Raw genomic sequence first — 24,586 nt, 5'->3', positions numbered from 1 at the left:
ATTTTAAGATGGCTGAAAAAATTTTAGTAGTTGATGATGAAGATATCATCCGTGAATCTCTCTCTTACATCCTGACGAAAGAAAAATATGAAGTAACTGAAGCAGCGAATGGTAAAGTTGCTTTTGATATGCTCAAAGAAACATCATTCGATCTGGTAATCACAGATTTAGAAATGCCTGAAATGAAGGGCATCGAATTGCTTGATGAGATTAAAAAAATGAATTTACAGACAAGTACGATTGTGATTACAGCATACGGCTCTATGGAAACTGCTATTGCTGCTCTCAGAGGTGGTGCCAGCGATTACATTTTAAAGCCAGTTGAATTTGATGAACTCCTGATTAAAGTTAAAAAATTATTTGAGATGCGCGATCTGCATCTTGAAAACAGAATTCTCCGGAAAGAATTACAGCGTGAATATGATTACACAAATATTATCGGGAAGAGTCCGGCTATACAGCAGATTTTTGAAATGATAAAAGCAGTAGCTGACACAGATAGTACCGTTCTGATTTCGGGTAACAGCGGTACCGGAAAAGAACTCGTTGCCAAAGCTCTTCATTACAATTCAAAAAGATCTAACAAACCATTTATCGCTTTAAATTGTGGAGCGATTTCTGAAAACCTTATCGAGAGTGAATTATTTGGTCACAAGAAAGGTGCTTTCACAGGTGCGATCAGCGATAAAGAAGGCTTTATAAAAGCAGCAGAGGCTGGAACCTTATTCCTCGATGAGATTAGTGAAATGCCGCCGCAACTTCAGGTAAAACTTTTAAGAGCAATTCAGGAGAAAGAATATACTCCCGTAGGTACAACTGTTTCTCTTCCTGTAAATGTAAGATTCATTGCATCAACAAATAGAAACCTCCAGGAATATGTTGTACAGGGAAAATTCAGAGAAGATTTATTTTACAGACTTAATGTAGTTGATATTCACTTACCATCTTTAAAAGAACGTGATGGAGATATTCCGCTGCTCGCTGATCATTTCTTGAATAAATACAGAAAACAGATGAATAAGAATATCAAAGGAATATCTAATGACGCAATGAGAGCATTGATGAATCACGAATGGAAAGGTGAAATTCGTGAACTAGAAAACGTAATCGAAAGAGCTGTAATTTTTTGTAATGAGGATTTTATTGCTATGAATCATCTGCCAGTACAATTTCAATCTCCTTCAGATCATTCTGATTACTCACCTTCCGGCTCACTTGATGATTCAGTAAAAAGATTTGAAAAAGAGATTATTATCCGCGCGCTTGAAGCAAATGAATTCAATAAAGAAAAAACTGCAGAGACACTACAGGTTGGTCTTTCCACTCTTTACAGGAAGATGAAAGAACTTGACATTCAGATTTAATAAGTGAAATCCTGAAAAGTATATTTAATGAATGAAGTAATAATCACTGACGAAAAATCAAAACCGGATATTGAACTGATTCATACTTTTTCACCCATTCTTATTGAACATAATAAAAAACCTGAACACTTGATGGAGAAAGTAGTAAGCACAAATTATTAGTCTAAGTAGTGTATATTTCTTTCTAAAATATGCAAAATATTGGTGTTTGAACTTCTCATTAACGAGAAGTTTGATTGAGGAAGTAACTTAACACGCCCTATTTTCTTTAAGCTTTGCAGTGGTATTGTCTTTGTTAGCAATTGGCAACTAATTTTCTTAATTAAAAAAGCAAAAAACAAAGGGATAATAAAATGAAAAATACATTTTTCTTCATGTTGTTTATATCAGCAATCATTGGTTTATTTGCAATCGCTTTCTCGTTTGCACAGGATAAGGAAATTGATGGAAAGAATATATTCATTGACGCAAAATGTAATAACTGCCATACAGTAACTTCAATGGATATTACTTCAAAGAAGGATGATGCTACTGATCTTTCAAACGTTGGTACTGTTGGCGATGCACATCTTATAAAATCATATTTATTGAAAGAAGCAAAGATTAACGATAAAGAACATAAAACAAAATTCAAAGGAACAGAAGAGGAACTAAATAATCTTGTCAATTGGCTTTTTACTTTGAAAACTGTAAAAGATAGCTGATCAACTTCTCAATCAATTTATAAATTTGATGAACAAACCTTTATGTAAGCAAAGAACACTCATATTAACAATGGGTGTTTTTCTTTTTTTATTCTTGAATGGATTTGCACAATCCAATGATGACTGCCTGATGTGTCACGATGATGACACATTTACTATGGAGAAAAATGATAAAGAGGTTTCAATTTTTGTAAGCGGTGATAAATTCAATTCTGCAAGCCATTCTAAATTGAAATGTATTTCGTGCCATACAAATTTTGATGCCGAAGAAATACCACACAGCGATAATCTAACACCAAAAAATTGTACAAGCTGTCATCAGAAAGAAATTGTAAAACATTTATTCCATCCGCGTTTGTTAAAAGCAACCGGAAATGAAAAAGGAAAAGATGTAAATTGTTTGTCCTGTCACGACTATCATTATGCTCAGAACCCGACTAAACCTGGCGCTAAATGGAGTACGGAAAATCTGCCTAAATCCTGCGGTCAATGTCACTCAAAAGTAGAAAATAAATATCTAGCATCAGAGCATTTCAAGTCTTTCAAAGATGGAATGCAGGGTGCACCAAATTGTTTAACCTGTCATAAAAACCCGATTGCAAAAGTTCATGATGGAGAGAACCTTGTAGATATAAAAATTGCTCAGGAAAAATTATGTTTATCCTGTCATCTGGATTCGCCGGAAGTTAGAGCAAGAACATCTGTTACTGCCGGATTTATAACAATGTACGAAAAGAGTGTTCATGGTTCCGCATTGAATTCAGGCAATCCTGATGCCGCAACTTGTATTGATTGTCATAACTCGCATGAAGTACTTAAAAGTACAAACAATAGCTCTCCAACTTTCAAACAAAATATACCTTCAACCTGCGGTAAATGTCATACCGAAATTGCGAAAGAGTATTCGCAAAGCATACATGGTATTGTAGCGATGAAAGGAGTAAAAGATGCACCGGTTTGTACTGATTGTCATGGAGAACACAATATCCTAAAAAAAGATGATCCAAAATCTCCTGTTGCATTTCTAAATCTTTCCAGAGAAGTCTGTTCACCTTGTCACAATTCAGTCAGGCTGTCTGATAAATATGGATTATCAAGCGACAGGTTTGAAACTTTTACTGACAGCTATCATGGATTAGCTGTTGAAGGTGGATCAGTCTCGGCAGCTAATTGTGCAAGTTGTCATGGTGCTCACAATATTAAACCATCTTCAGATCCGACATCTACTGTAAACAAAGCTAATTTAGTTAAGACTTGCGGCGGTTGTCATCCTGGTGCGAATGAAAGATTTACAGTAGGAAAAATTCACATTACAAGACAAGAAGAAAGTGAACCGATAATCTTCTTCATTGCGCGGATGTACATTACTTTGATATTCGTTGTTATTGGATTGATGTTTGTTCATAACACCTTTGACTTCTTCAGAAAATCAAAAATTAAAAAGATGAAGCAAAGAGGTTTGATAAGAGAAGAAAGACACAGTCACAGATTATATCTTCGAATGACTGTTAATGAAAGATTGCAGCACGCGACTATGGCGATTAGTTTTATGCTGCTCGTAGTAACCGGATTTATGTTAAGTTATCCGAATGCCTGGTGGGCAAGGCATATCAGAGATTTCAGCAGTGATGCATTTGAATACAGAAGCCTCATACACAGAATTTCTGCTTGTGTAATGGTTGGTATCAGCTTATATCATATCTATTACATTTCTTTTACAACACGAGGCAGACAGCTCATTAAAGATCTTCTTCCAAAATACCAGGATATCCGAGATGCTATTGACGTTGCCAGATTTAATCTCGGAATTTCAAAAATAAAACCAAAGCTGGATAGATTTAGCTATGTTGAAAAAGCTGAGTACTGGGCATTGATCTGGGGAACTATTGTAATGTCAGCTACCGGAATAATTATGTGGTTCAATAATTATTTTATGGGTTTGATTACGAAACTTGGATGGGATATTGCAAGAACAATTCATTATTATGAAGCATGGCTTGCATTCCTTGCCATAGTTATCTGGCATTTCTACTTCGTAATATTTAATCCTGATGTTTACCCAATGAGTCTTGCCTGGTGGAAAGGAACGTTGACCGAAGGTGAAATGGCTGAAGAACATGCTCTTGAACTGGAAAAAATTGCAAAAGCAGAAGAAGAAAAACTTAAAGCAGAATCAGAAGATTCCGGGGAAAAGTCATAATTATTTTTTCTTTTCATAACAAAAAATATTTCAGGTTGTTTGTATGAAAAAATTATTCCCTCCCGTAGTTTACAATCCGGTAACACTCACCGGTGCAGGTATTGCCGCAATAAGCTTTGGACTTATAATTTTTCTTTTCATCCTGGATATATTCAGCGGTGAATCAAATCCATATCTTGGAATAATAACCTTTATCATTTTACCAGCAATACTGATTTTCGGATTGCTGCTTATTGCTTATGGAATCATCCGTGAAAGAAGAAGAATAAAAAGAGGACTTGAACGAAGCGGAAAATTTTTAGTTATAGATCTTAACGATATTAAACAAAGAAGAGCTGTTACATTCTTTACGGTTGGAACATTGCTTCTGATTTTCTTTTCTGCATTTGGTAGTTATAAAGCATTCGAATATTCTGAATCGGATGAATTCTGCGGTACGATTTGTCATGAAGTTATGGAACCAGAATACACAGCATATCTTTCCTCTCCTCACTCAAGAGTTGGCTGCGTCGGCTGTCATATTGGTTCAGGTGCAGATTGGTTTGTAAAATCAAAAATCTCCGGTGCTTATCAGGTTTATTCAGTATTGTTCAATAAATATTCACGTCCGATTCCAACACCGGTTCACGAATTGAGACCCGCTGAGGGAACTTGCGAACAATGCCATTCGCCTGGTCATTTTTTCTCAGAAATAAAATATAAGTCAGATTATTTTTTGTATGATGAAGCAAATACAAAATCTTCGATAGCAATGCTTCTTAAAATTGGCGGTGGAAATTCTGAACTTGGTCGTGCAGAGGGAATTCACTGGCATATGAACATTGCTAACAAAATTGAATATATTCACCTTGACGAAAAACGAAATGTAATTCCCTGGGTAAAACAAATTAATAGCGAAGGTAAAGAAATAATTTACCGAAGCACTGAAATTGATTTCAATGAGAAAGATGTCCCTGAAGAAAACCGCAGAACTATGGATTGTATAGATTGCCATAACAGACCATCGCATATATATAATCCAGCGGATAAATCTGTAAATCTTTCATTGTCTCTGGATCGGATTGATAAAACTCTACCATTTATTAAAAGTGTTGCAGTTGATATCTTGGAGACCAGGTATTCCAAAAAGGAGATTGCTCTGGATAGTATCAGAATTTCTATGCATAATTTTTATCAATACAATTATCCGGAAGTTTATAAAACTCAATTGCCTTCTATTGAAAAAAGTATTGAAGAGATACAAAAAATTTACAGCCGGAATTATTTTCCTACAATGAACGTGAGCTGGCGAGGATTCCCGAACCATATTTCGCATTTATACGATACAGGATGTTTCCGCTGCCACGATAATAAACATGTAAGTGAAGAAGGAAGAGTGATCAGAAAAGATTGCAACCTTTGCCATACGATTATTTCGCAGGTAACGCCCGATGGTAAAGAAAATGTTTCTATTAACGGAATAGAATTTATTCATCCTATTCAGCTTGAAGAATCTTTCATCGAACAAGATTGCGTTAATTGTCACGCACGAGAAAAGCAGCAGGACTATTTTAAAAACTATAAAAAAATAGTAAGTAGTAAAAAATAGAAACTTGAACTGCCTATTATATCCGTTATATATGCAAAGAATAGGAATGAGACTTAGATGTCGAAGGAGTATGAAGGGTAAATACAAAATAATTTTCTAACTGGGGGATATATAAAGTATCATATCGAAATATTTTTCATTTTAAGTTGTTTGAGCATTACTTTCGCTCAGGAGAATACTTGTATAGAAAAAGATAGTTATCAAAGATTATCCAGGTTTCGATTGTCTCTTGGTTATGTAGATCTCTTAAGCAATTATGATGAATTTAGATATCCATTTATAAATTTAAGTTACCGTTCAAGTGGTTTTGATCGTTCATCATACAACGTTAAGGTTGACTTAGCATTTGAGCTAGGAATAAATACTTTAATTATTACTTATAAACATTCTGATGATTATAATGTATATTTCCTTCCATACGCAAAATTTGGACCCGAAATCAGATTATACAGGAATTTATTTATAGCTGGTTGTGCAGGGTTAGCCTTAGCTACTTATGATTTAAATTTTGCACCTGCACCCTTCTTAGGCTTAAATGGTTTTTATCTTTTTGAATTGAATAACAAATTATCATTGGAATTAGAAAGTGGGATACACACCACTTTTGGATGGCCCTTATTATTCTATATTACCATTGGTATATCAGTAATTTAATTATCCAAGCGCTATTGATACTTTTTAACCTCTCTAATTTTCATAAATTTAATATAAAAATATTTCGTCTTTTCATTCCAACTCATCATGGAACTTTTCCCTTCCTGAATAGTTAAACCCTCAACAAAATAAATTTCATCACTCATTAAGGAGTTAAAAATGAAAAGCTCATTAATTATGTTCATTTGCTTTCTTATCAGTTTCACACTTTTCGGGGATGTTGCAAAATCAAACTCAAACCCAACCAGCAGCAATATTCAGCTTGCCATTCTTCTGGACACAAGTAACAGTATGGATGGATTAATTGACCAGGCTAAAACTCAACTCTGGAAAATTGTAAATGAAATGTCCCGTTCAAAATGCAATGGTAAAAAAACAAATCTTTCAGTTGCATTGTATGAATACGGGAATGACGGACTTTCATCAATGGAAGGTTATGTAAGACTTATCACTCCCTTTACAAATGATCTTGATAAAATCTCGGAAGAATTATTCAATCTCAAAACAAACGGAGGAAGTGAATATTGTGGAACCGTAATTTCAGAAGCTCTACGAGATTTAAAATGGAATAAAGATGATAATAATTATAAAGTAATATTCATTGCAGGAAATGAACCATTCGACCAGGGAGAAAAGGATTACAAGGATGCATGCAAATCAGCTCGCAATAAAGATATAATAGTAAATACAATTTTTTGTGGTAACTATAATGAAGGAGTTCAAACTTTTTGGAAAAATGGTGCTGATCTTGCAAATGGAAAATATTTAAATATTGACAGCGACTGTCACATCGCTCATATCCCGACTCCGTACGATGACAGACTTGTTGAGCTTGGACAAAAATTAAATTCTACTTACATAGCTTATGGTTACGAGGGCGAAACATTGAAGCAAAGACAATCAACACAGGATGATAACGCAAGTAATCTTTCTCCAAGTGTAATGGTTGAGAGATCAATTACAAAAGGAAGCGGTCAGTACAAAAATGAATCGTGGGATCTTGTTGATGCAGAAAAAGAAGGAGTTGATATTGATGATATTCCAAAAGATCAGTTACCGGAAGAAATGCAGAATATGACGAAGGAAGAACAAAAAGAATATGTTGATCAAAAAGCAAATGAACGAGAAAAAATTCAAAAAGAAATTAATGAACTTGATCAGCAAAGAAGAGACTTCATTGCAAAACAACAAAAAGAAAACATTCAGGATAATACGCTTGATGCAGCAATGTTGAAGCTTATTAAAGAACAGGCTTCAAAGAAGAATTTTGAATTTGAACGATAATTATTTAGTCATGCTGAACTTGTTTCTCCAAAGGAGTCCTTTGGACAGCATCTCATAAGTATAAGAGATCCCGAACCGAGTTCGGGATGACTCTATATAGAAAAATACTCATCGTGATGGCTTTTCAGTCTGTCATTGCGAGTGATTAGCGAAACAATCTAAACTAAATTTGAGATCACTTCGTTTCAACTCTGATGGAACTCGTGATGACTCAGATCAAATGCATCTTTCACTTTTCATTATATTTACTTCAACAAATTTTAAGAACAATGCCAGACGTATCATCCATCGTTGAAATAATTCAGCTAATGCTTGCACCGGGATTAATGATCTCTGCGTGCGGACTTCTTCTTCTCGCAATGAATAATAAATATTCTTTGGTGGTAAACAGAATTCGTCTTTTGAATGAAGAACGAAGACGAGCGCTTCACAAACTTGGTGATAAAGAATTCAGTTTCCAGGAAAACGTAAGATTTGAAAGTATTACCAAGCAGCTTGAAAAGCTGACTTATCGGGTCGGTCTGGTGAGAAATGCAGTTCTGTCATATACTCTTGCTGTTGCATTATTTGTATTGACTTCTTTACTTATTGGATTCGGATACTTATTTGAAGTAACAAAAATAAATAGTTTCATCACAATTCTATTTCTCTTAGGAATGATTTCTGTTTTAGTTGGAGTTCTCTTCGCAGCTTATGAAACCTGGAAAGGTTACGTGATTGTTAAGTTCGAAGTTGAGAGTGATGAATAGAATAATAGCCCCGACTTTCAAGTCGGGGTTAAAAATAAAATAGCACACCGGCACTTATGGCTTTAGCCAAAACTTTCTATTTAAGATTTCTATTCCTAAATTATCCAATATTTTAATATCAAATAGTCTATACACAATGCGTTTTATAAACATTTATCTTCATGTTATTTGGTCAACAAAAAACAGGTCAAAAATCATAGCAAAAGGACTTAAACTAATTCTGATTCAGCATATAAAATCTAATGCAAAAGAAAAAGAAATATTTATTGATAGTATCAATTGCACAGATGATCACATTCATTTATTAATATCTCTTGGAACCGATCAAACAATCAGTAAAATAGTTCAGTTGATTAAAGGTGAATCATCACAATGGGTAAATAAAAGTCAAGTGATAAAAGGTAAGTTCGGATGGCAGGATGACTACATTGCACTTTCTGTAAGTAAATCCATTCTTGATAAAGTTAGAAAGCATATCGATAATCAGGAAGAACATCATCGTATAAAAAGTTTTCTTGAAGAACTTGATGAGTTTAAGAAGAAATATGGATTTGAGAATTTAAACTAATTTTAGTTGGTTTGGCTAAAGCCAAATCCGTTTTGTATTATTCTATCCCCGTGCTGAAGCACGGGGCTATAATTTCTTGAAAAGGTTCCACCTCTCCCCTTTGGGGAGAGGACGGTCCATAGGACTCCTTCGGAGGAGTGGGGCCATTTATTTCTTCGATTCATCCGGTGGAGGCGGAACAACCAATTTCTTCGGAGGATTATTTTTCAATTCCTCTAATAAAACTTCAACTGCTTTTTCCAAAGATGGATCTTCTCCTTTCACTACCAGATCAGCACGATCAAGAACTTCTATATCTGGATAAACACCTTCGTTCTCAACTGCCCAGTTTCCATTTGTATCTAAAAACCTGAAAGTCGGAATACTAATCGAGCCTCCATCCATTAAATTTGGATTACCTGAAAGACCAATTAACCCACCCCAGGTACGTGTACCGATAATTTTACCGAGATTTTTTTCTCTGAAGTAATATGGGAAAGCATCACCACCCGAACTTGAATAACCATTTATCAAACAAACTTTAGGTCCATCCATTACAAATCCCGGAACAGGAGTTGGTTCGGTTCCGCGTCTTACCCAGTAATTCAAAGTTTTTCTGGAAACAAGTTCTATCATCCTGTCAGGAACAAATCCGCCGCCATTGTAACGATCGTCAATAATCAATGCTTCTTTATTTGTCTGTGGATAAAAATATTTAAATAATTCCCTGTTGCCTTCGACTGCAGTGTTAGGAATATGAATGTATCCAATTTTACCACCAGATAATTCATCAACTATTTTCATTCTTGAATTCACCCAATCGAGATAACGAAGATTTCCTTCATTGCTAATTGGTTTTACTTTTTCTTCTCTTGCACCATCCTTTGAAGGTTTACTATTAACCAGAAGTGTAATTACAATACCAGCTTTATTCTCAAGAAATTTATATGGATTTTCATTTGTCTTCACTTCCTGCCCATTAATAGCAATAATGAAATCACCTTCCTTTACATCAACACCATGTTCTGTCAGCGGAGAACGAAAATCTGAATGCCAGTTTTCCCCTTTATAAATTTTTGTAATCTTAAAAAAACCTGATGGATCAGCTTCGAGTTCACAGCCAAGTAAACCACTATCTATTCTCTTCACTCTTTCAAAATCTCCCCAGTCAACATAAACATGACCTGAGTTTAGCTCACCGCCGAGTTCACCAAAGATATAATCTAGATCCATTCGGTGAGAAACATAAGGAACGAGTTGACCATATTTTTCCTTCATTTCATTCCAATCAACCCCATGCATATTTGCATCGTAGAACCAATCACGTAAAAGCCGCCAGCCATCAACAAAAATTTCTTCCCATTCTGCTTTCGGAAATATTTTTACATCCAATTTGCTAAGATCAATTCTTCCATCAGTGTTTTTCTGATTTTCTTTTATATCAATTATTCCGTAATCAGAACCTTTACTATAAATTATTTTCTTTCCATCAGATGAGACCAAATAATTTCCGATATCTTCAAGGATAGCTGTTTCTTTCTCGTCTTTTTGATTGAATAATTTTAATCTGGAACCTGAGTCATTTTGAAAAATATATGCGACTCCTTTTTCTGTTGGATAAAGTGAAGAATAATTTCCTGATTTCCCCGGTAGGACGTTAATTCTGTTTTCAAAATTTTCAGGATCAATTTTGACTACAACCTCGCCAGTATCATTATTCTCTTTTGATTCATTGTTCGTGATTTCTTCATCATTTTTGGGTTGAAATAAAGCTGGGACATCATTGTTTAATGCAGCGCAATAAACTCTTGTTGGATTTGTGTAAACGTAATTAAATTCCCAACTGCTGAACTCCAGATTGAAATCACGATTTGAAAAGAAATAAATATACTTTCCGTCTTTACTGAAAACCGGATTGAATTCATCAGTTAGACTGCTTGTCAGTTTTGTAATTTCTTTTTTATCAAGTGAATAAATCCAGATTGAACCCATCCTTGATTCATCACTTTTAGTATAGGTTAACCATTTACTATCCGGTGACCATTTATAATCTGTTATATCATTATAATTACTATGATCAACTTCGATTTGATTTCCATCATCAACATTTACATACCATAGTTTTTGATTTTTATCAGCGAAAGCAATTTGCTTACTATCAGGTGACCAGACGGGAGAAAACCTCCAGATAGTTCCGTCATTAGTAATTTGTTTTTCCTCACCACTTCCATCAGAAGATTTTGTATAGATTTCATACTCACCAGTTCTATCAGATAGATATGCAATCCATTTTCCATCGGGTGACCAGACTGGATCTATTTCTCTTATCCCCGGAGTTTGAGTTATATTAATTATTTCACCATTCTCAGCAGGTACTGTAAAAACATCTCCTCTTGCTTCAAGCAATGCTCTTTTTCCTGTTGGAGAAATTTCAAACCAATTGACGTGGTCTTTTAAATTTTTTATATAAGGAAATGTTCCCGGAAAATCACCAAATACTTTTATTGGCACTAATTCATATTTATTTGTTGTGATATCATATTTATAAATGTATCCGCCATTCTCATAAACAATTTTATCATCACCTGCTGATGGCCAGAGAACATCATAATTATCAAAATCAGTTAGAGAAGAAGTTTGTTTTGAAGTGAGATCGTAAGAATAAAGATTAAGAGTTCCGGTTCTGTCAGAAGTGAAATAAATTTTTTCTCCAATCCACATTGGTTGATTATCTGTTCCAAGCCAATCTGTAATTTTTTCAGTGGTATTATTTTTTAAATCATAAATCCAGACATCCTGTGCACGACCACCGCGATATCTTTTCCAGGTTCTCCATTCGCGTTCTATCGGAGTGTAAACCATTTTTGTTCCATCAGGAGATAACATTCCACCGCCGCCTTCAGGAATTTGCAGAGGAGTTTCAAATCCACCAGCAATTGGAACGAGAAAATATTTTCCCATTCTTTCTCCCCACGGAAGTCTGTTTCCTCTGAAGAGTACATTTTTCCCGTCTGGTGTCCAGCCAAGAACCTGGTAATCAAATCCACCACGTGGTGGCATTATTCCAACATCATTGTAGTAAGTTAACTGAGTCGGAGTTCCGCCATCAACGGAAATAATATAAACCTGTCTGTTTCCTGAATACTCAGCAGAGAAAGCAATCCATTTTCCATCGGGAGAAAATTTTGGAAAGAGTTCAATACCTTTGTGTGAAGTAAGTTGTCTTGCTGTTCCACCGTTTGCATCAACAATCCAGATATCTCCAGCATAAACAAAAGCAATTTTATCCTTGCTGATATCAGGGAAGCGAAGAAGACGGGTTAGTTCCTCCGACTGACAAAATAAGCTGATTGAAAAAACAAAAAATATAAAAACAGAAAAATACTTTTTCATTTATAACTCCATCTGATTATAAGGTATTAATTATAAAATTTTAGAAGTTTGGGAAGATTCCGATCTGATATTCCTTAAGCGGAAATGTCAATAAATAAAAGGGAAAAACAATATTTTCTTATAATTTACTCTCTACAAAACTTAAGACTTCATTTAATTTCTTCTGCGCTTTTTCCTTCAACTCAGCACAAGTCTTTCTCATCTCATCAACAAACTTTTGATCCTTAATATCTTTAAGATTGATCAGTACGTTGTAAATACCACCAAGAACTCCGGTGTAAGCGATGTGTGCGCCAACACCAACATCGGTAATTGAATTTGGATTGCCGTTCTTTGCAACAACTTCTGCAATTTCAATTGCTCTTAGACTTTGTTTTGCAGTATTTAATGGAACCATAACTGCTTGTTTTAATCCAGCCTGCATTGCTTCTTCTCTGATTTTCTTTTCTTCAGCGGATTTATTTGGAAGACGACGAGCATTCATATATGAATTAAACGCATTTGTATCTTCATCGATTGCTTTAACAAGTGCTTCTTTAATTTGCTGACATTGTTCTGCAGTATCATTTAGAATTTTATCAACAGTATCACTTCCTCGTTTATTTGCTGTAAGATTGCTGACCATTGATGATAATGATGCGCCTAAAGCTCCAGCTAATGCAGCAATCGATCCACCACCTGGCGCAGGAGATTCACGTGAGACTTCGTCAATAAAATCTGTCAGCTTCATTTCTGCTAATGCTGTTTCAAGATTTTTGGGAAGTCCGAGAACTCGTTCTTCAATTTTAAATTCAGAGACATCATTCAAACCCAGTGACTGAACAGCAGTATTCAAAATATCTTTTACCGGAATTCCAACCGAACGATGCTGCTGCTTCAGATAAAATTTTCCTGTTTCAAGTAATGCCGGATAAGGAACCATTCCAACCACTTCACTTCCGGTAACTACAAGTCCTCTTTCAAAAGCAAGTTTTCTTGTCTCTTCAAGAACATGATGCATCGAAGTCACTTTATAATTGGTGAGATTAATTGAAATCTGTGCTCGATCATATTTCGGAACCATCCAGCCAATGGCTTTACAGTGTTTAAACTTACCTGGTTTTTTAACTGACTGACCTTCAGGTTTTGCAGGATCAATTCCATGCTGCTCAAGAATATCAGCAAGATCATAATTGTGTTTTATTTTACAATGATCAATAGTTTCTTTTATTGTCTTTCCAACAAAATCACAATCACCGCAAGGATAATTTCCCTTTTCATATTTCAGAATGTCATCACTTTTATAGTAAAAATTTCCATTGTTAATTCTGCGTGCTGATCTTCCCTTTTCTCTGATTTCAAAAGCTATGTCAGTTGCGTGATTAACTTCGCGGGTATTCAGATTAATATTGTAAGCAATCAGAAATTCTCTAACTCCTATTACTGTCCCACCTGCTTTTGCATTAAACTTTGTCGGGCCAAAATCAGGTTTCCATTCTGGTTTTTTTAATTTTTCTTCAAGCGCTTCATACTCACCCTGACGAATTTTTGCAAGATTTTCTCTTTCAGGTTTGCTTGCAGATTTTTCATAAAGATAAACAGGGATACTAAGTTCTTCACCAACTTTTTTTGCAACTTCTTTAGAAAGTTCAATGCATTCTTCAGTTGTAACTCCGGTTACAGGAACAAATGGACAAACATCAGTCGCACCCATTCGCGGATGTGATCCTTTGTGCTTGCTCATATCAATCAGCTCAGCTGCTTTTTTAATGGAATTGAATGCAGCTTTTTTAACTGCTTCTGGCGAACCAATAAAAGTTACAACAGTGCGGTTCATATCGAAACCGGGATCTACATCAAGCAGTTTTACACCTTCAACATTTTCAATTTCGTCTGTGATTTGTTTTATTATTTCAGGTCGCTGCCCTTCTGAGAAATTAGGGACACATTCGATAAGCTTTTCGGACATGATACTCTCGTTTGATGATAGCTTTACAAAAAATGAAATTATTTATACGAAAAATTAAACTTATTGGTGCAGACAGGCAAGGAAATATTCGCCGAAGAGTTTATCATCCTTTGTTTTTATCTTTTAATTGCATTCGTCAAAAACTTTTTCAGAAATTACCTTAGCTTAACAGTAATCTGATTCAAGTAAGAATATCAAAAAACTTACTTCAAAATTAACCCGGCAATCTAAAATTCGTTAATTTTACATAGCTTAAATTTAGTTCTAATAATTTTCTGTTCAAGATGAGCTGTTTTATAGATGATAAATGCAATAAAAAAAATTAATTCCAGTATTAAGAAAAGGGGTTTGTCGAATACGTTAAATGCAATCTTTAATACGATTAGCTTTGAATCAAAATGTTTTTTTACCGGTATTAAACTAGAATTGAAAAAAGGAATTGGTAATGAAAGCATAACAGTCAATCATGGTAATTATTATTTCAATTTTTATAATCGAAGAGACCGGGGTGAAATATTATATCACGCCTGCTGGGATAGAATGTTCAATGAAGAGCGAGATAAAATTGAAAAATATATTAAGAAGGGTGATACAGTTATTGATGTTGGCGGCAATATGGGATTTTTTGTGTTGATCCTCAACAATTTGATGAATGATTCGGGAAAAATCTATTCATTCGAACCATCAGGGAGACTCAGTAAAAAATTGTCATCTACTGTAAAAATAAATAATCTTAAAAATGTTGAGATCATTAATCTTGCTCTAGGTGAACAGGAAGGCGCTACTTCGCTCTACTTCAATCCAAAACAGTCCGGTTTAAGTTCGATAGTCACACAGGATAAAAATGATTTTATTGTTGAAGAAATTAAGATTACAACTCTTGATAAATTTTCGAATAATATCTCGGAACGAATTTCTTTTATAAAAATTGATACCGAAGGATATGAACCTCAAGTGTTACGAGGTGCTAAAGAGACAATTAAAAAACATAAACCAACAATATATTTAGAACTGGGTGGAGATCATTTTGAATCTTCAATTGAATCATTAAAAATTTTAAAAGAGTTTGGTTACCAATGTGAAGCAGAAAATATTGATCTGAAAACAATTCCCGCTGGTGTTAACTTCATTGCAACTCCGAAACTTTAATAAATATTTAGTCAGGTAAAAAAATGCAAATTAAAAGAGTAGAACTTTATCACACAAAAATGGAACTCGTTTCACCATTCACCACGTCAATGGGAACTGAATACGATGAAGAACATATAATGGTTAGGGTTGATGCTGAAGGTCTTACCGGTTGGGGTGAATCGGTTGCTGAAGGAACACCTTTTTATTCTTACGAAACCGTTCAAACAGCCTGGCATATACTCGAAGATTTTTTAATCCCATCGATATTGGGTAAAAATCTTTCTTCAATTGATGAAGCAATTTCTCTTTACTCCAAAGTTCGCGGACATATGATGGCAAAAGCCGGACTTGAAGCAGCGCTTTGGGATGTTTTTGCAAAATCAAAAAAAATATCTCTTTCAAAATTGCTTGGTGGAACGAGAAGTAAAGTTGATGTTGGTGTGAGTATAGGAATTCAAAAATCTGAATCTGATTTGATAAAAACAGTGAATAATTATTTGAAAGAAGGTTATAAACGAATTAAAATAAAAATTTCTCCCGGATATGACATCCAATTTGTAAAAGCATTGAGAAAAGAATTTCCTGATGTTCTTTTGCAGGTTGATGCGAATTCAGCTTATGAATTAAAACACATTAATTTATTTAAAGAGATGGATAATTATAATCTGCTCCTTATTGAACAACCACTGGGGTACGAAGATATTTATGATCATTCAAAACTTCAGCGGGAATTGAAAACTCCAATTTGTCTCGATGAAAGTATTCATTCACTCGATGATACCCGTGCTGCAATCGAACTTGATAGCTGCAGAGTAATCAATATTAAACCCGGAAGAGTCGGAGGATTCACCGAGTCAATATTAATTCACGATTATTGCTCTTCAAAAAATATTCCGGTTTGGCATGGTGGAATGCTCGAATCAGGAATTGGTCGCGCAGGAAATGTTGCTCTTGCATCACTCCCAAACTTTACTTTACCGGGAGATATTTCAGCAAGCAAAAGATATTATAAAGAAGATATTGTTGAACCTGAATTCACAGTTAATAAAGATGGAACGATGGATGTTCCAACAAAACCGGGAATTGGTGTTGAAGTAAATCTGGAAAAACTTGAAAAAGTAACAATCAGAAAAAAAGAATTTAATCCGAACAAATAAGATGAAATCATTAGTTACAATAATTATTTTATTTTATTTCATTGTTGGTTGCAGCACAAACCAGAATGAAAAAGCTGACACTGTTTTTACAAACGGATTTGTTTACACTGTTGATAGTATAAATTCAAAAGCTGAAGCAGTTGCCATTAAAGACAAATCGATCATCTTCATTGGAGATAATGACAGTGTTCAAAAATATATTGGCGAGAAGACAAAAGTTATAAATCTAAATGGCAAAATGGTTCTTCCCGGATTTGTTGATGCGCATTGTCATTCAATAAGTTCTTACCGTTATTTCAATGAGTTGAATCTTTACGGACTCAAATCGAAAGAAAATATCCAAAATGCAATTAAGAAATATTTATCCGAACATCCTGATGCAAAATATATTAAAGGCAGAGGCTGGAGCGATACAGATTTTCCCGGGATTGGTCCTGATAAAAAAATAATCGATGAAATTGTAAAAGATATTCCTGTTTCTTTTTCTTCAGATGGGGGACATTCAAAATGGGTTAACTCAAAAACACTTGAACTGGCTGGAATAAATAATTCAACAAAAAATCCAAAAGGCGGAAATATTGAACGATATCCCGGAACGAATGAACCTAACGGCACGCTTCGCGAAAATGCTGCAGATCTTGTTGCGGATATTTTCCCGGCTTATACAGTAGAAAATTTAATGGATGGACTTGAAGCATATCAACGAATGGTTTCAGCATTTGGAATAACAACTGTCCACGATGCATATCTCGATGCTGGAAGTAATGAAACTGATGCGTTCAGAAATCTGGAGAAAAATAATAAATTAAAAATGAGATTTCGTGCTTCACTTTACATTGATCCTGAAAAAAGTGTTGAGCAAATCAAATCGCTGATTGAAGAGCGAAAAAAGAATTCAGGTGAATTATTTCAGACAAATTCTGCAAAGATTTTTATTGATGGCGTTGTTGAAGGAAGTACAGCATATCTGAAAGAACCTTACAAGCATCAACCAAAAAATTATGGGGAAATATTTTGGAAAATTGATTCCCTTAATAAAATCTGTTCGGCTTTGGATAAAGAACATTTTCAGATTCACGTGCACGCAATTGGCGATGCTGCAACATCTGTAACACTTTATGCTTTTGCTTCCGCAGAATTTCAGAACGGGAAAAGAGATTCAAGAAATTCTATTACGCATCTTCAGTTAGTTGACGAATCAGATATTAAAAAATTCAAAGAACTTGGTGTGATCGCTGTACCTCAGCCATATTGGTTCAGCAAAGATGATTACTATTATAATATTCAGGTTCCTTATCTCGGTCAAAAACGTGCAGACGAAGAATATCCAATGAAAAGTTTTTTTGACGAAGGAGTTATTGCTGCAAGTTCGAGTGATTATCCTGTTACGATTCCCTGCAATCCTTTGGAAGCGATCCAATTTGGAATAACAAGAAGTGAATTTAATACAACAGATTCAAGCGAAGTTCTCTGGCCTGAAGAAAGAGTTACTCTCGAACAAATGATACGAAGCTTTACTATCAATGGAGCTTATGCAAATTTTCTCGAAAAGGAAACAGGTTCAATTGAAGTTGGAAAGAAAGCAGATTTAATTGTGCTTGATAAAAATTTATTTGAGATTCCGGTAACAGACATTTATAAAGCAAAAGTGCTTATGACTTTATTTGAAGGAAAAGATGTTTTTGTTGACAGTAGTTACACGCTTCAGTAACTTTTCAGAAATCACCAATCCTCTTTATTAATCTCATCCACAGTTCGGATCCATTTAAACTGTTTGTCATAATCACGATTCCGTTTCCTTCTTCAAGGTTGAATTGAGAATAACATCGGAATCCGGTTCTGTTCGCACCGCTGTGATAATAAATATTTCCGTACGCAGTTGAATCAATCGCCCAGCCAAGAGACCAATATGTAAAAAATCCTAATGCCCTTCCCGGTCTTTCAATTGGATCACGAACTAATACATCAACTTGTGGTTCTAACATTATTGATTTAAAGTTTTCAGTTAATAATGCAGATTGTGATTGACCTGAATTCAATATCTCAATTATAAATTTAGCATAATCTTCCGCTGTGATGTAGAGCGAATATGCGGAATTCGGGTGAACATATTTTGACTTCGCCAGAAAGTTCCCTGAAGTATCATGACCACAAGAAATTTGTGAATCGCATTCTTCAGTCCATAAAAAGCTACTATGGTTCAACTCTAATGGAATAAATAAATTCTCTTTAGCAATTTGTTCAAGAGATTTTCCTGTTATTTTTTCAATTACTCTTTGCAAATAGAAATATCCTTCACCCGAATAGCTGAATCTTTCACCCGGAGCAGAGTAAACCGGCAGTGGTCCGTTTCTTTCTTCTTCTCCTTTTCGCCAATTTGGTAAACCACTTGTGTGTGATAGAATCATTCGTGCGGTTATCTCTTTATAAATTGAATCTTCTCCAAAAATTTTTTCATCAAGATAATTGGAAAGTGGTTCATCAAGATCAAGTTTATTTTGTTCGACAAGTTGAAAAACGATGAACGCAAAAACTGGCTTTGTCATCGAACAAGCTTCGAACATTGTGTTTTCATTTACTGGTTCAGATGTTCTAACATCTTTAACTCCAAAACTTTTATTGAAAACAATTTCCCGATCTTCTATCAAAACAATTGAAACTCCCGGAACTATGTAATCCTTCATTAAAGAAGGAAGATCATTATCAATTATTGAAATTACATCTGATAATTTTGGTGGTTGGAAGTTATATTCAGGATCAATTTTTTTTATCGCAATAAACATAGCCCATCTTACATTTTCATCTTTATCATTTAAGAGATTTACCAATTGAGCAATAGCTCCTTCAGCGGATTGACCAAAATTTCCAAGTGCAATAACTGAACACCATCGGACATTTGAATCACTATCCGATAAAGCTTGAGTTAAATAAGGAATTGCTTTTTCGCCCTCAGGTGCAATTTTACCAAGTGCAATCGCTGAACACCATCTTACATTACTGTTTTGACTTTGTAAAGATTCAATCAGAAAATCAACCGCATCGTTACCATACTTTACAATTTCATTTACTGCTTCACCATTCAGATATGGATCTTCATCGTCGAACTCATTGATTATCATAAGAATATCTTTTTCAACTTTGATATTCTTTTCCTGTGAAAATAAATTTAGTACTGAAAGAAAAAGTAGAATAAGAGACAATGTAATGAATTTCATTTTTTACATCATCTTATACTGAAAATATTTCAATTGAATGCATCACTGAACTTTTTTATAAATTTTATTGCATTTTGCCAGCTCATCAAACTCATCTTCGAATGAAAATAAAATTGGTAAACCGCCTGTGTGAAGAAAAATTGTCGTTAATTTTTTGTCAATAATATTTTTTTGTGCAAGATCAATCATACCAGCCATTACTTTACCCGTATAAATCGGGTCGAGAATAATACCTTCAAGATTCGCACATTCTAAAATTGCATTCTTCCCCTCTTTTGTGATAAGTCCGTACTCAACATAATATTGATCGTAACATTCAATCTTAATTTCATTCATATTTATTTTTTGTTTCATAATTTCAGATGATTCCAAAATAATTTCTTTCGTTCTTTCAATTATTGCTTGCGAAGTTCTTGAAACACTAATGCCGATTATTCTTGCATCATTAAAAAACATTTTTGCACCAAGTATCGAGCCTGCAAAAGTACCGCACGAACCAACAGCCATAACTATCTGAACTTTTTTATCAGCCAATTGCTGAGAAATTTCATGCATTGCTTTCACATAACCCAAAGCACCTAAGCCAGTACTTCCGCCGATTGGAAGAACAAATGGTTTCCGTCCTTCACGTTTCAATTCATCCGCCCACTTATTCATTTCAGAAGTAAGATGATCGTTTGAATCGTCATTAACTAAATATCTAATTTCTGCACTGAATAAAACATCGAGCAACAAATTACCTTTAAATTTTTTGAAGTCCGGTCCTCCAAGAACAACCTTTACATCGATCCCAAGTTTTCGCGCAGCCGCAGCAGTCATTCTCGCATGATTCGATTGTATTCCGCCAGCAGTTAAAACAACATCATGATCACTTTTAATAATTTCAGCAAAATCGTATTCAAGTTTTCTTGCTTTGTTTCCACCTCCGGCAAATCCAGTCAGGTCATCACGTTTGATTAATAATTTTTTGAAACCGTATTTTTTGCTGAGTTCTTTTAGCTCATCTAAAGGTGTGGGAAGATTTGACAGTTTTATTCGGGGAATTTTTTCTAACACGTTGTCTCATTCTCTATGGCAGCACAGATTACTAATCTGGACTACAGGTAATCTTTTTATTTATTTTTTAATTACAACTCTCAAAACCGGAAAGAATTCATTTGCTTTGAGTAAATGTGCATATTGGTTATAAGTTACCAAACCTAAAATTGATTTCGGTTCAAGAGCTGTCACGATTAAATTATTTTTTAATTGGTTTGTTGGAATAAAATAAAAGTCCTCTGGTTTGATCTTATATCTTGCATCTTTTAATTCAACAGTAGGATTAACAACGATATCGCCTTCAAAATCAATCGAGTCTATCTCGCTAATAAAATATTCCTGAATGAGACGATCCTGTGATAGCGTTAATTCTGAAATAATTAAATTCTGTTGTACTGCCCAATCATAAAGTTCAGGAAGATCTTTAGGGATCAAATATCCCAAAGGACGTTCAACATTATAAATAGATTTTACAACCGGCCGAAAATCAGTAACAGTAATTATAGAATCCGTGTTTGTATAAATTGATCTTAATGGAACTATTAATTTTTCCCCGTTACTTACGTGTTCCATCTGAATTGCAACGGAGTCACTTACCTTACCAGAAATTAAATTACTTCGCTCTTCATTCACTAATGCTTTAATTTTATTTTTATATGAAAAAACAAATTCCAGAAATCCAAGCATTCCTGTTGCCTGACCTTCAGATCTTTTTTGAATATTTTCAATTGAATCTATTCCGTTTTTCCCTTCCTGAATAAAAGAAAATGAATTCAGTATCCCAAGACTTTGTCTTCCATCATTTATGTCATAAGTACTGTACCTAATTAAATTTATTTCAGGTGGTCCACCCGGAATGTAATTGTGCGAAGTAAATTTTTTTTCTTTCAAATATGATTTAAAAAATGGAAGATATTCTTTATTACTAAAATTTCTTATCCTCTCTGAAACGTTTGGATTCGTTAATGTGCCAATTTGTTCATCAAAATATTTGATGTAGCCATACTGCAAATAATCTTCAGTATAAGGATAGTATTCATGCACGTCCATCGTTGCTTCGAATAAATATTTATCGAACAATTTATGAAGTGCAATTACTTCTGGTTCAGTAAGAATAAGATGGTTGCGGTTTAAATCCATTTGATTCGAATTAAACCTTGTATCTATCTCTGAACCATCCGGATTCATTTGAGGGATTAAAGCCAGATCTATTTTTTCTAATAGATATTTTCTCTCTGGTCTGAGTAATTCTCTTGAAAAGATTAAAGCTCCTTCTTTTCCGGATTGTTCATCACCATGCTGTTGAGCAAATATCAAAACTTTTATTTTGGAAGTATCTTTCCCAAATTCAGAATCAGAAAAAAACATTCCATAAATATTTCTTCCATGAACTGATTTTCCGATAACTTCAACATTCAAATAATCTGATTGTTCGTCTAATTGATATACAAAGTTTGTAAGTTCATCGTAATTAGTTAGTTCTTGATAATTATTTTTTTCAAGAGGTGTTTGCTGTGCAGCAAGGGGGATTAAAAAGAGTAAAAAATATAAAATGATTTTCATAATATTATTTTAAAAGGATCATTGATTTTGTTTCAGAATAATTTCCGGCTGACAGACGATAAAAATAAACTCCACTCGTCAAGGCCGAGCCTGATCGGCTTGGTAATTCTGATGTGTTAAACTCAACCTCATAACTTCCTGCAGGTCTGTATTCATTCACTAATGTGACAACTTCATTACCGAGCACATCGTAAATTGTTAATGTTACATCACTGCTTACTGGTAACTGATAACCGATCACAGTACTCGGATTAAATGGGTTCGGATAGTTTTGGTATAATTCAAAATCTTTTGCAGTTATTTTGAAATTAGCATCAACTGAGACACTGCCTTCAAATTTTCCTTGTTCAATATTATAAGCATAGTCATTATAAGTTGTAATGTTGTACCGGAGATTATCCATTGCGACAACCTGACGAGGTCCGATACCACCGTTCCCAATAAAAGTTGATGAGTCCACCCAGCTTGTTTGTGTTGCATCAATGTAAATTGGAGGCATACTTCCAAAAGCTTTTACTGTTTTTTGGTCGTGATTAAAAACTGCCATTGCATTTCCATCAAGATAAATTCCAAAACGTTTTCGGTTTCTCATCAATCCCCACAAAACAGAACACATCCTGTTCTCATATAAATCACTATCGTCAAATAAAGTTGGTTCGAATAACATATCTCCGACTAAATTTAGACCGGAATTATTAGTCATCTTACCACGATATGCTGCATAAATGTCTGTATAAAGTCTATCTGTATAAAATTGTCCGGCTGTCTTCCCTGATTTACCAAAGAAGAAAACTGGTGTTTTAAAGAATACAGTCTTCTCTCTGAATACTTCACCAGCCAATGTTGAAGAATCATTTAACATTGCAAGTACATTCAACGAGTCACCGGCAAAAACAAAATTAGTCCCTGAATTTATTTTCTGAACAATTGATGCATCATTTAAAATTGATGAAGTTAGATAAACTACTTCATAGTCTAACGAAGATTGATCTAAATAATTTGTGATGGGTGTTATTTGAGAAGTAAATCCCGGATGAGAAATAATAATTGTTTTGTCTGAGTTATTATTTGAAATGTAACTGACAAAGTTAGTTTGAATATGCTGTGAAATATTTTCAGAACCTGTAAGCCATAAGTTTGTCAATGGAAATTCAGTGACTCGCTGAGTATCAACAGCTTTTGCTGATGGAGGTATATAAACTATTTCTTTGTTAGTCAGATCATACTTCCAGTTATTTGTGAGCTGCTCACACTTCAGTTTTTCAATTGTGTAATTACCAGAGTTGATTTGCTCAAAAACTGTTTCATTATCAATAGTGAAAATTGCAACAGCACCACTACCCATTACTTCACCAATTCCATCCGGAGTAATACAGATAGCTGTTCTATCATCAACACCAACTCCAATCAACTCTCTGCCTGTTTGAAAATATCGATTGTAAAGCATTGCAATTAATCTTCCGTGTCTTGCCCGTTCAATGAAATGGGAATCAAATAACACATCGGGAACAAGATTCAAAAAATTATCTTCAAATTTCATATATGAATTGAATGGATTGAGTAAAGATTCATCAGGATAGACAGAACCATTCTGTGCACTGAAATCAACATCACCGAGAACTGCAAGTCCGGCACTGGTTCCAGAAACGACTCCCCCATTCTGAAAAACAAAGTTGATTGCAGTATCGAGCTTGGTACCTTTCCATAAATTAATATAATCCCATTGATCACCGCCGCGAATGAAAATTGCTTTGGCTGTTATTATTTCATCGTATGTTTCCTGAAGATTTGCAGAGTTGCGGGAAGAAATTGTTTTGTTGTAAGCAGTGTCAGCACCAAAAGACATGAAATAATTTGGAAGCCAGGACGTTGCACTGCTGACTCCAAGGATTATAATTTTTCCGCTGTCAGCTTTTTGAACTACCCAGCTATAAGGTTCATCGCTCCAGCTATTATAATCTTCTGAACCACCACCAATAGCACAAACATAACCTTGTGAGTAAATCAGCGAAGTGAAGATTGTTAAAATTGTGAAAATAATTTTAATCACA

At 34.6% G+C, this 24,586-nt stretch carries 17 protein-coding genes; 11 read left to right on the top strand and 6 right to left on the bottom strand.

The features are described from left to right. The first annotated feature begins 8 nt into the window (after positions 1 to 8). The 8 genes from HND39_12395 (at position 9) to tnpA (ending at position 9,111) form a co-directional block, all read left to right on the top strand. A complete protein-coding gene (locus HND39_12395) occupies positions 9 to 1,364 on the top strand; it encodes a sigma-54-dependent Fis family transcriptional regulator (protein QKJ97015.1) in 1,356 nt (451 codons plus the stop codon). Between the two features lie 353 nt (positions 1,365 to 1,717). Beyond that, on the top strand, positions 1,718 to 2,068 hold the full coding sequence (locus HND39_12390; GenBank protein ID QKJ97014.1) for a c-type cytochrome: 351 nt from the start codon (positions 1,718 to 1,720) through the stop codon (positions 2,066 to 2,068). A gap of 28 nt (positions 2,069 to 2,096) precedes the next feature. After that, the gene (locus HND39_12385) at positions 2,097 to 4,268 is read left to right on the top strand and encodes a cytochrome B (protein QKJ97013.1); all 2,172 of its coding nucleotides are present in this window, start codon (positions 2,097 to 2,099) and stop codon (positions 4,266 to 4,268) included. 43 nt (positions 4,269 to 4,311) lie between these two features. Then, positions 4,312 to 5,856, top strand: coding sequence for a cytochrome C (locus HND39_12380; protein QKJ97012.1), 1,545 nt, complete (start codon positions 4,312 to 4,314; stop codon positions 5,854 to 5,856). A gap of 222 nt (positions 5,857 to 6,078) precedes the next feature. Further along, positions 6,079 to 6,510: a hypothetical protein gene (locus HND39_12375; protein ID QKJ97011.1), complete on the top strand. Its 432-nt coding sequence runs from the start codon at positions 6,079 to 6,081 to the stop codon at positions 6,508 to 6,510. Between the two features lie 159 nt (positions 6,511 to 6,669). Next, positions 6,670 to 7,794 carry a VWA domain-containing protein gene (locus HND39_12370; protein QKJ97010.1) on the top strand — a complete coding sequence of 375 codons (1,125 nt, stop codon included), beginning with the start codon at positions 6,670 to 6,672 and terminating at the stop codon, positions 7,792 to 7,794. 308 nt (positions 7,795 to 8,102) lie between these two features. After that, positions 8,103 to 8,543: a DUF2721 domain-containing protein gene (locus HND39_12365; protein QKJ97995.1), complete on the top strand. Its 441-nt coding sequence runs from the start codon at positions 8,103 to 8,105 to the stop codon at positions 8,541 to 8,543. Positions 8,544 to 8,679: 136 nt separating this feature from the next. Further along, complete coding sequence (gene tnpA / locus HND39_12360; protein QKJ97009.1) at positions 8,680 to 9,111, top strand: IS200/IS605 family transposase; 432 nt, start codon at positions 8,680 to 8,682, stop codon at positions 9,109 to 9,111. A 147-nt stretch (positions 9,112 to 9,258) separates the two neighbouring features. Here the strand turns inward: tnpA and HND39_12355 are convergent, their stop codons facing one another. Together HND39_12355 and ftcD are read right to left on the bottom strand one after the other, a co-directional pair. Next, positions 9,259 to 12,483, bottom strand: coding sequence for an acetyl-CoA synthetase (locus tag HND39_12355; GenBank protein ID QKJ97008.1), 3,225 nt, complete (start codon positions 12,481 to 12,483; stop codon positions 9,259 to 9,261). 118 nt (positions 12,484 to 12,601) lie between these two features. Beyond that, on the bottom strand, positions 12,602 to 14,431 hold the full coding sequence (gene ftcD / locus HND39_12350) for a glutamate formimidoyltransferase (protein QKJ97007.1): 1,830 nt from the start codon (positions 14,429 to 14,431) through the stop codon (positions 12,602 to 12,604). Positions 14,432 to 14,857: 426 nt separating this feature from the next. Here ftcD and HND39_12345 point away from each other — a divergent pair, with 426 nt between their 5' ends. From HND39_12345 to HND39_12335, 3 genes are read left to right on the top strand one after another with little or no spacing between them, the layout of a single operon-like run. Further along, positions 14,858 to 15,580 (top strand): FkbM family methyltransferase, encoded by a 723-nt coding sequence (locus HND39_12345; protein QKJ97006.1) that lies wholly within the window; start codon positions 14,858 to 14,860, stop codon positions 15,578 to 15,580. A gap of 23 nt (positions 15,581 to 15,603) precedes the next feature. Further along, positions 15,604 to 16,719, top strand: a complete 1,116-nt coding sequence (gene menC, locus HND39_12340) for an o-succinylbenzoate synthase (GenBank protein QKJ97005.1) — start codon at positions 15,604 to 15,606, stop codon at positions 16,717 to 16,719. A gap of 1 nt (position 16,720) precedes the next feature. Further along, positions 16,721 to 18,430 (top strand): amidohydrolase, encoded by a 1,710-nt coding sequence (locus HND39_12335; GenBank protein QKJ97004.1) that lies wholly within the window; start codon positions 16,721 to 16,723, stop codon positions 18,428 to 18,430. 4 nt (positions 18,431 to 18,434) lie between these two features. Here HND39_12335 and HND39_12330 read toward each other — a convergent pair whose 3' ends face one another. Genes HND39_12330 through HND39_12315 form a run of 4 tightly spaced genes read right to left on the bottom strand, consistent with a single transcriptional unit; the run spans position 18,435 to position 24,585 of the window. Further along, the gene (locus HND39_12330) at positions 18,435 to 19,934 is read right to left on the bottom strand and encodes a serine hydrolase (protein QKJ97003.1); all 1,500 of its coding nucleotides are present in this window, start codon (positions 19,932 to 19,934) and stop codon (positions 18,435 to 18,437) included. Positions 19,935 to 19,976: 42 nt separating this feature from the next. Next, positions 19,977 to 20,990: a D-cysteine desulfhydrase family protein gene (locus tag HND39_12325; GenBank protein ID QKJ97002.1), complete on the bottom strand. Its 1,014-nt coding sequence runs from the start codon at positions 20,988 to 20,990 to the stop codon at positions 19,977 to 19,979. A 60-nt stretch (positions 20,991 to 21,050) separates the two neighbouring features. After that, positions 21,051 to 22,535: a hypothetical protein gene (locus HND39_12320; protein QKJ97001.1), complete on the bottom strand. Its 1,485-nt coding sequence runs from the start codon at positions 22,533 to 22,535 to the stop codon at positions 21,051 to 21,053. 4 nt (positions 22,536 to 22,539) lie between these two features. After that, positions 22,540 to 24,585, bottom strand: a complete 2,046-nt coding sequence (locus HND39_12315) for a type 1 glutamine amidotransferase-like domain-containing protein (protein QKJ97000.1) — start codon at positions 24,583 to 24,585, stop codon at positions 22,540 to 22,542. Between the last annotated feature and the right edge of the window lies 1 nt (position 24,586).

The sequence above is a fragment of the Ignavibacteriota bacterium genome, from assembly GCA_013285405.1.
Lineage (GTDB): Bacteria > Bacteroidota > Ignavibacteria > Ignavibacteriales > Ignavibacteriaceae > IGN2.
Note: the sequence above shows the minus strand (reverse complement) of the source record. Positions and strands in the feature narration are given on the sequence as shown.

Coding starts and splice junctions, on each gene's coding strand:
- HND39_12395 (QKJ97015.1), top strand. CDS start 9: ATGGCTGAAAAAATTTTAGTAGTTGATGATGAAGATATCATCCGTGAA.
- HND39_12390 (QKJ97014.1), top strand. CDS start 1,718: ATGAAAAATACATTTTTCTTCATGTTGTTTATATCAGCAATCATTGGT.
- HND39_12380 (QKJ97012.1), top strand. CDS start 4,312: ATGAAAAAATTATTCCCTCCCGTAGTTTACAATCCGGTAACACTCACC.
- HND39_12365 (QKJ97995.1), top strand. CDS start 8,103: ATGCTTGCACCGGGATTAATGATCTCTGCGTGCGGACTTCTTCTTCTC.
- HND39_12330 (QKJ97003.1), bottom strand. CDS start 19,934: ATGAAATTCATTACATTGTCTCTTATTCTACTTTTTCTTTCAGTACTA.
- HND39_12355 (QKJ97008.1), bottom strand. CDS start 12,483: ATGAAAAAGTATTTTTCTGTTTTTATATTTTTTGTTTTTTCAATCAGC.
- menC (QKJ97005.1), top strand. CDS start 15,604: ATGCAAATTAAAAGAGTAGAACTTTATCACACAAAAATGGAACTCGTT.
- HND39_12335 (QKJ97004.1), top strand. CDS start 16,721: ATGAAATCATTAGTTACAATAATTATTTTATTTTATTTCATTGTTGGT.
- HND39_12370 (QKJ97010.1), top strand. CDS start 6,670: ATGAAAAGCTCATTAATTATGTTCATTTGCTTTCTTATCAGTTTCACA.
- HND39_12385 (QKJ97013.1), top strand. CDS start 2,097: ATGAACAAACCTTTATGTAAGCAAAGAACACTCATATTAACAATGGGT.
- ftcD (QKJ97007.1), bottom strand. CDS start 14,431: ATGTCCGAAAAGCTTATCGAATGTGTCCCTAATTTCTCAGAAGGGCAG.
- tnpA (QKJ97009.1), top strand. CDS start 8,680: ATGCGTTTTATAAACATTTATCTTCATGTTATTTGGTCAACAAAAAAC.
- HND39_12320 (QKJ97001.1), bottom strand. CDS start 22,535: ATGAAAATCATTTTATATTTTTTACTCTTTTTAATCCCCCTTGCTGCA.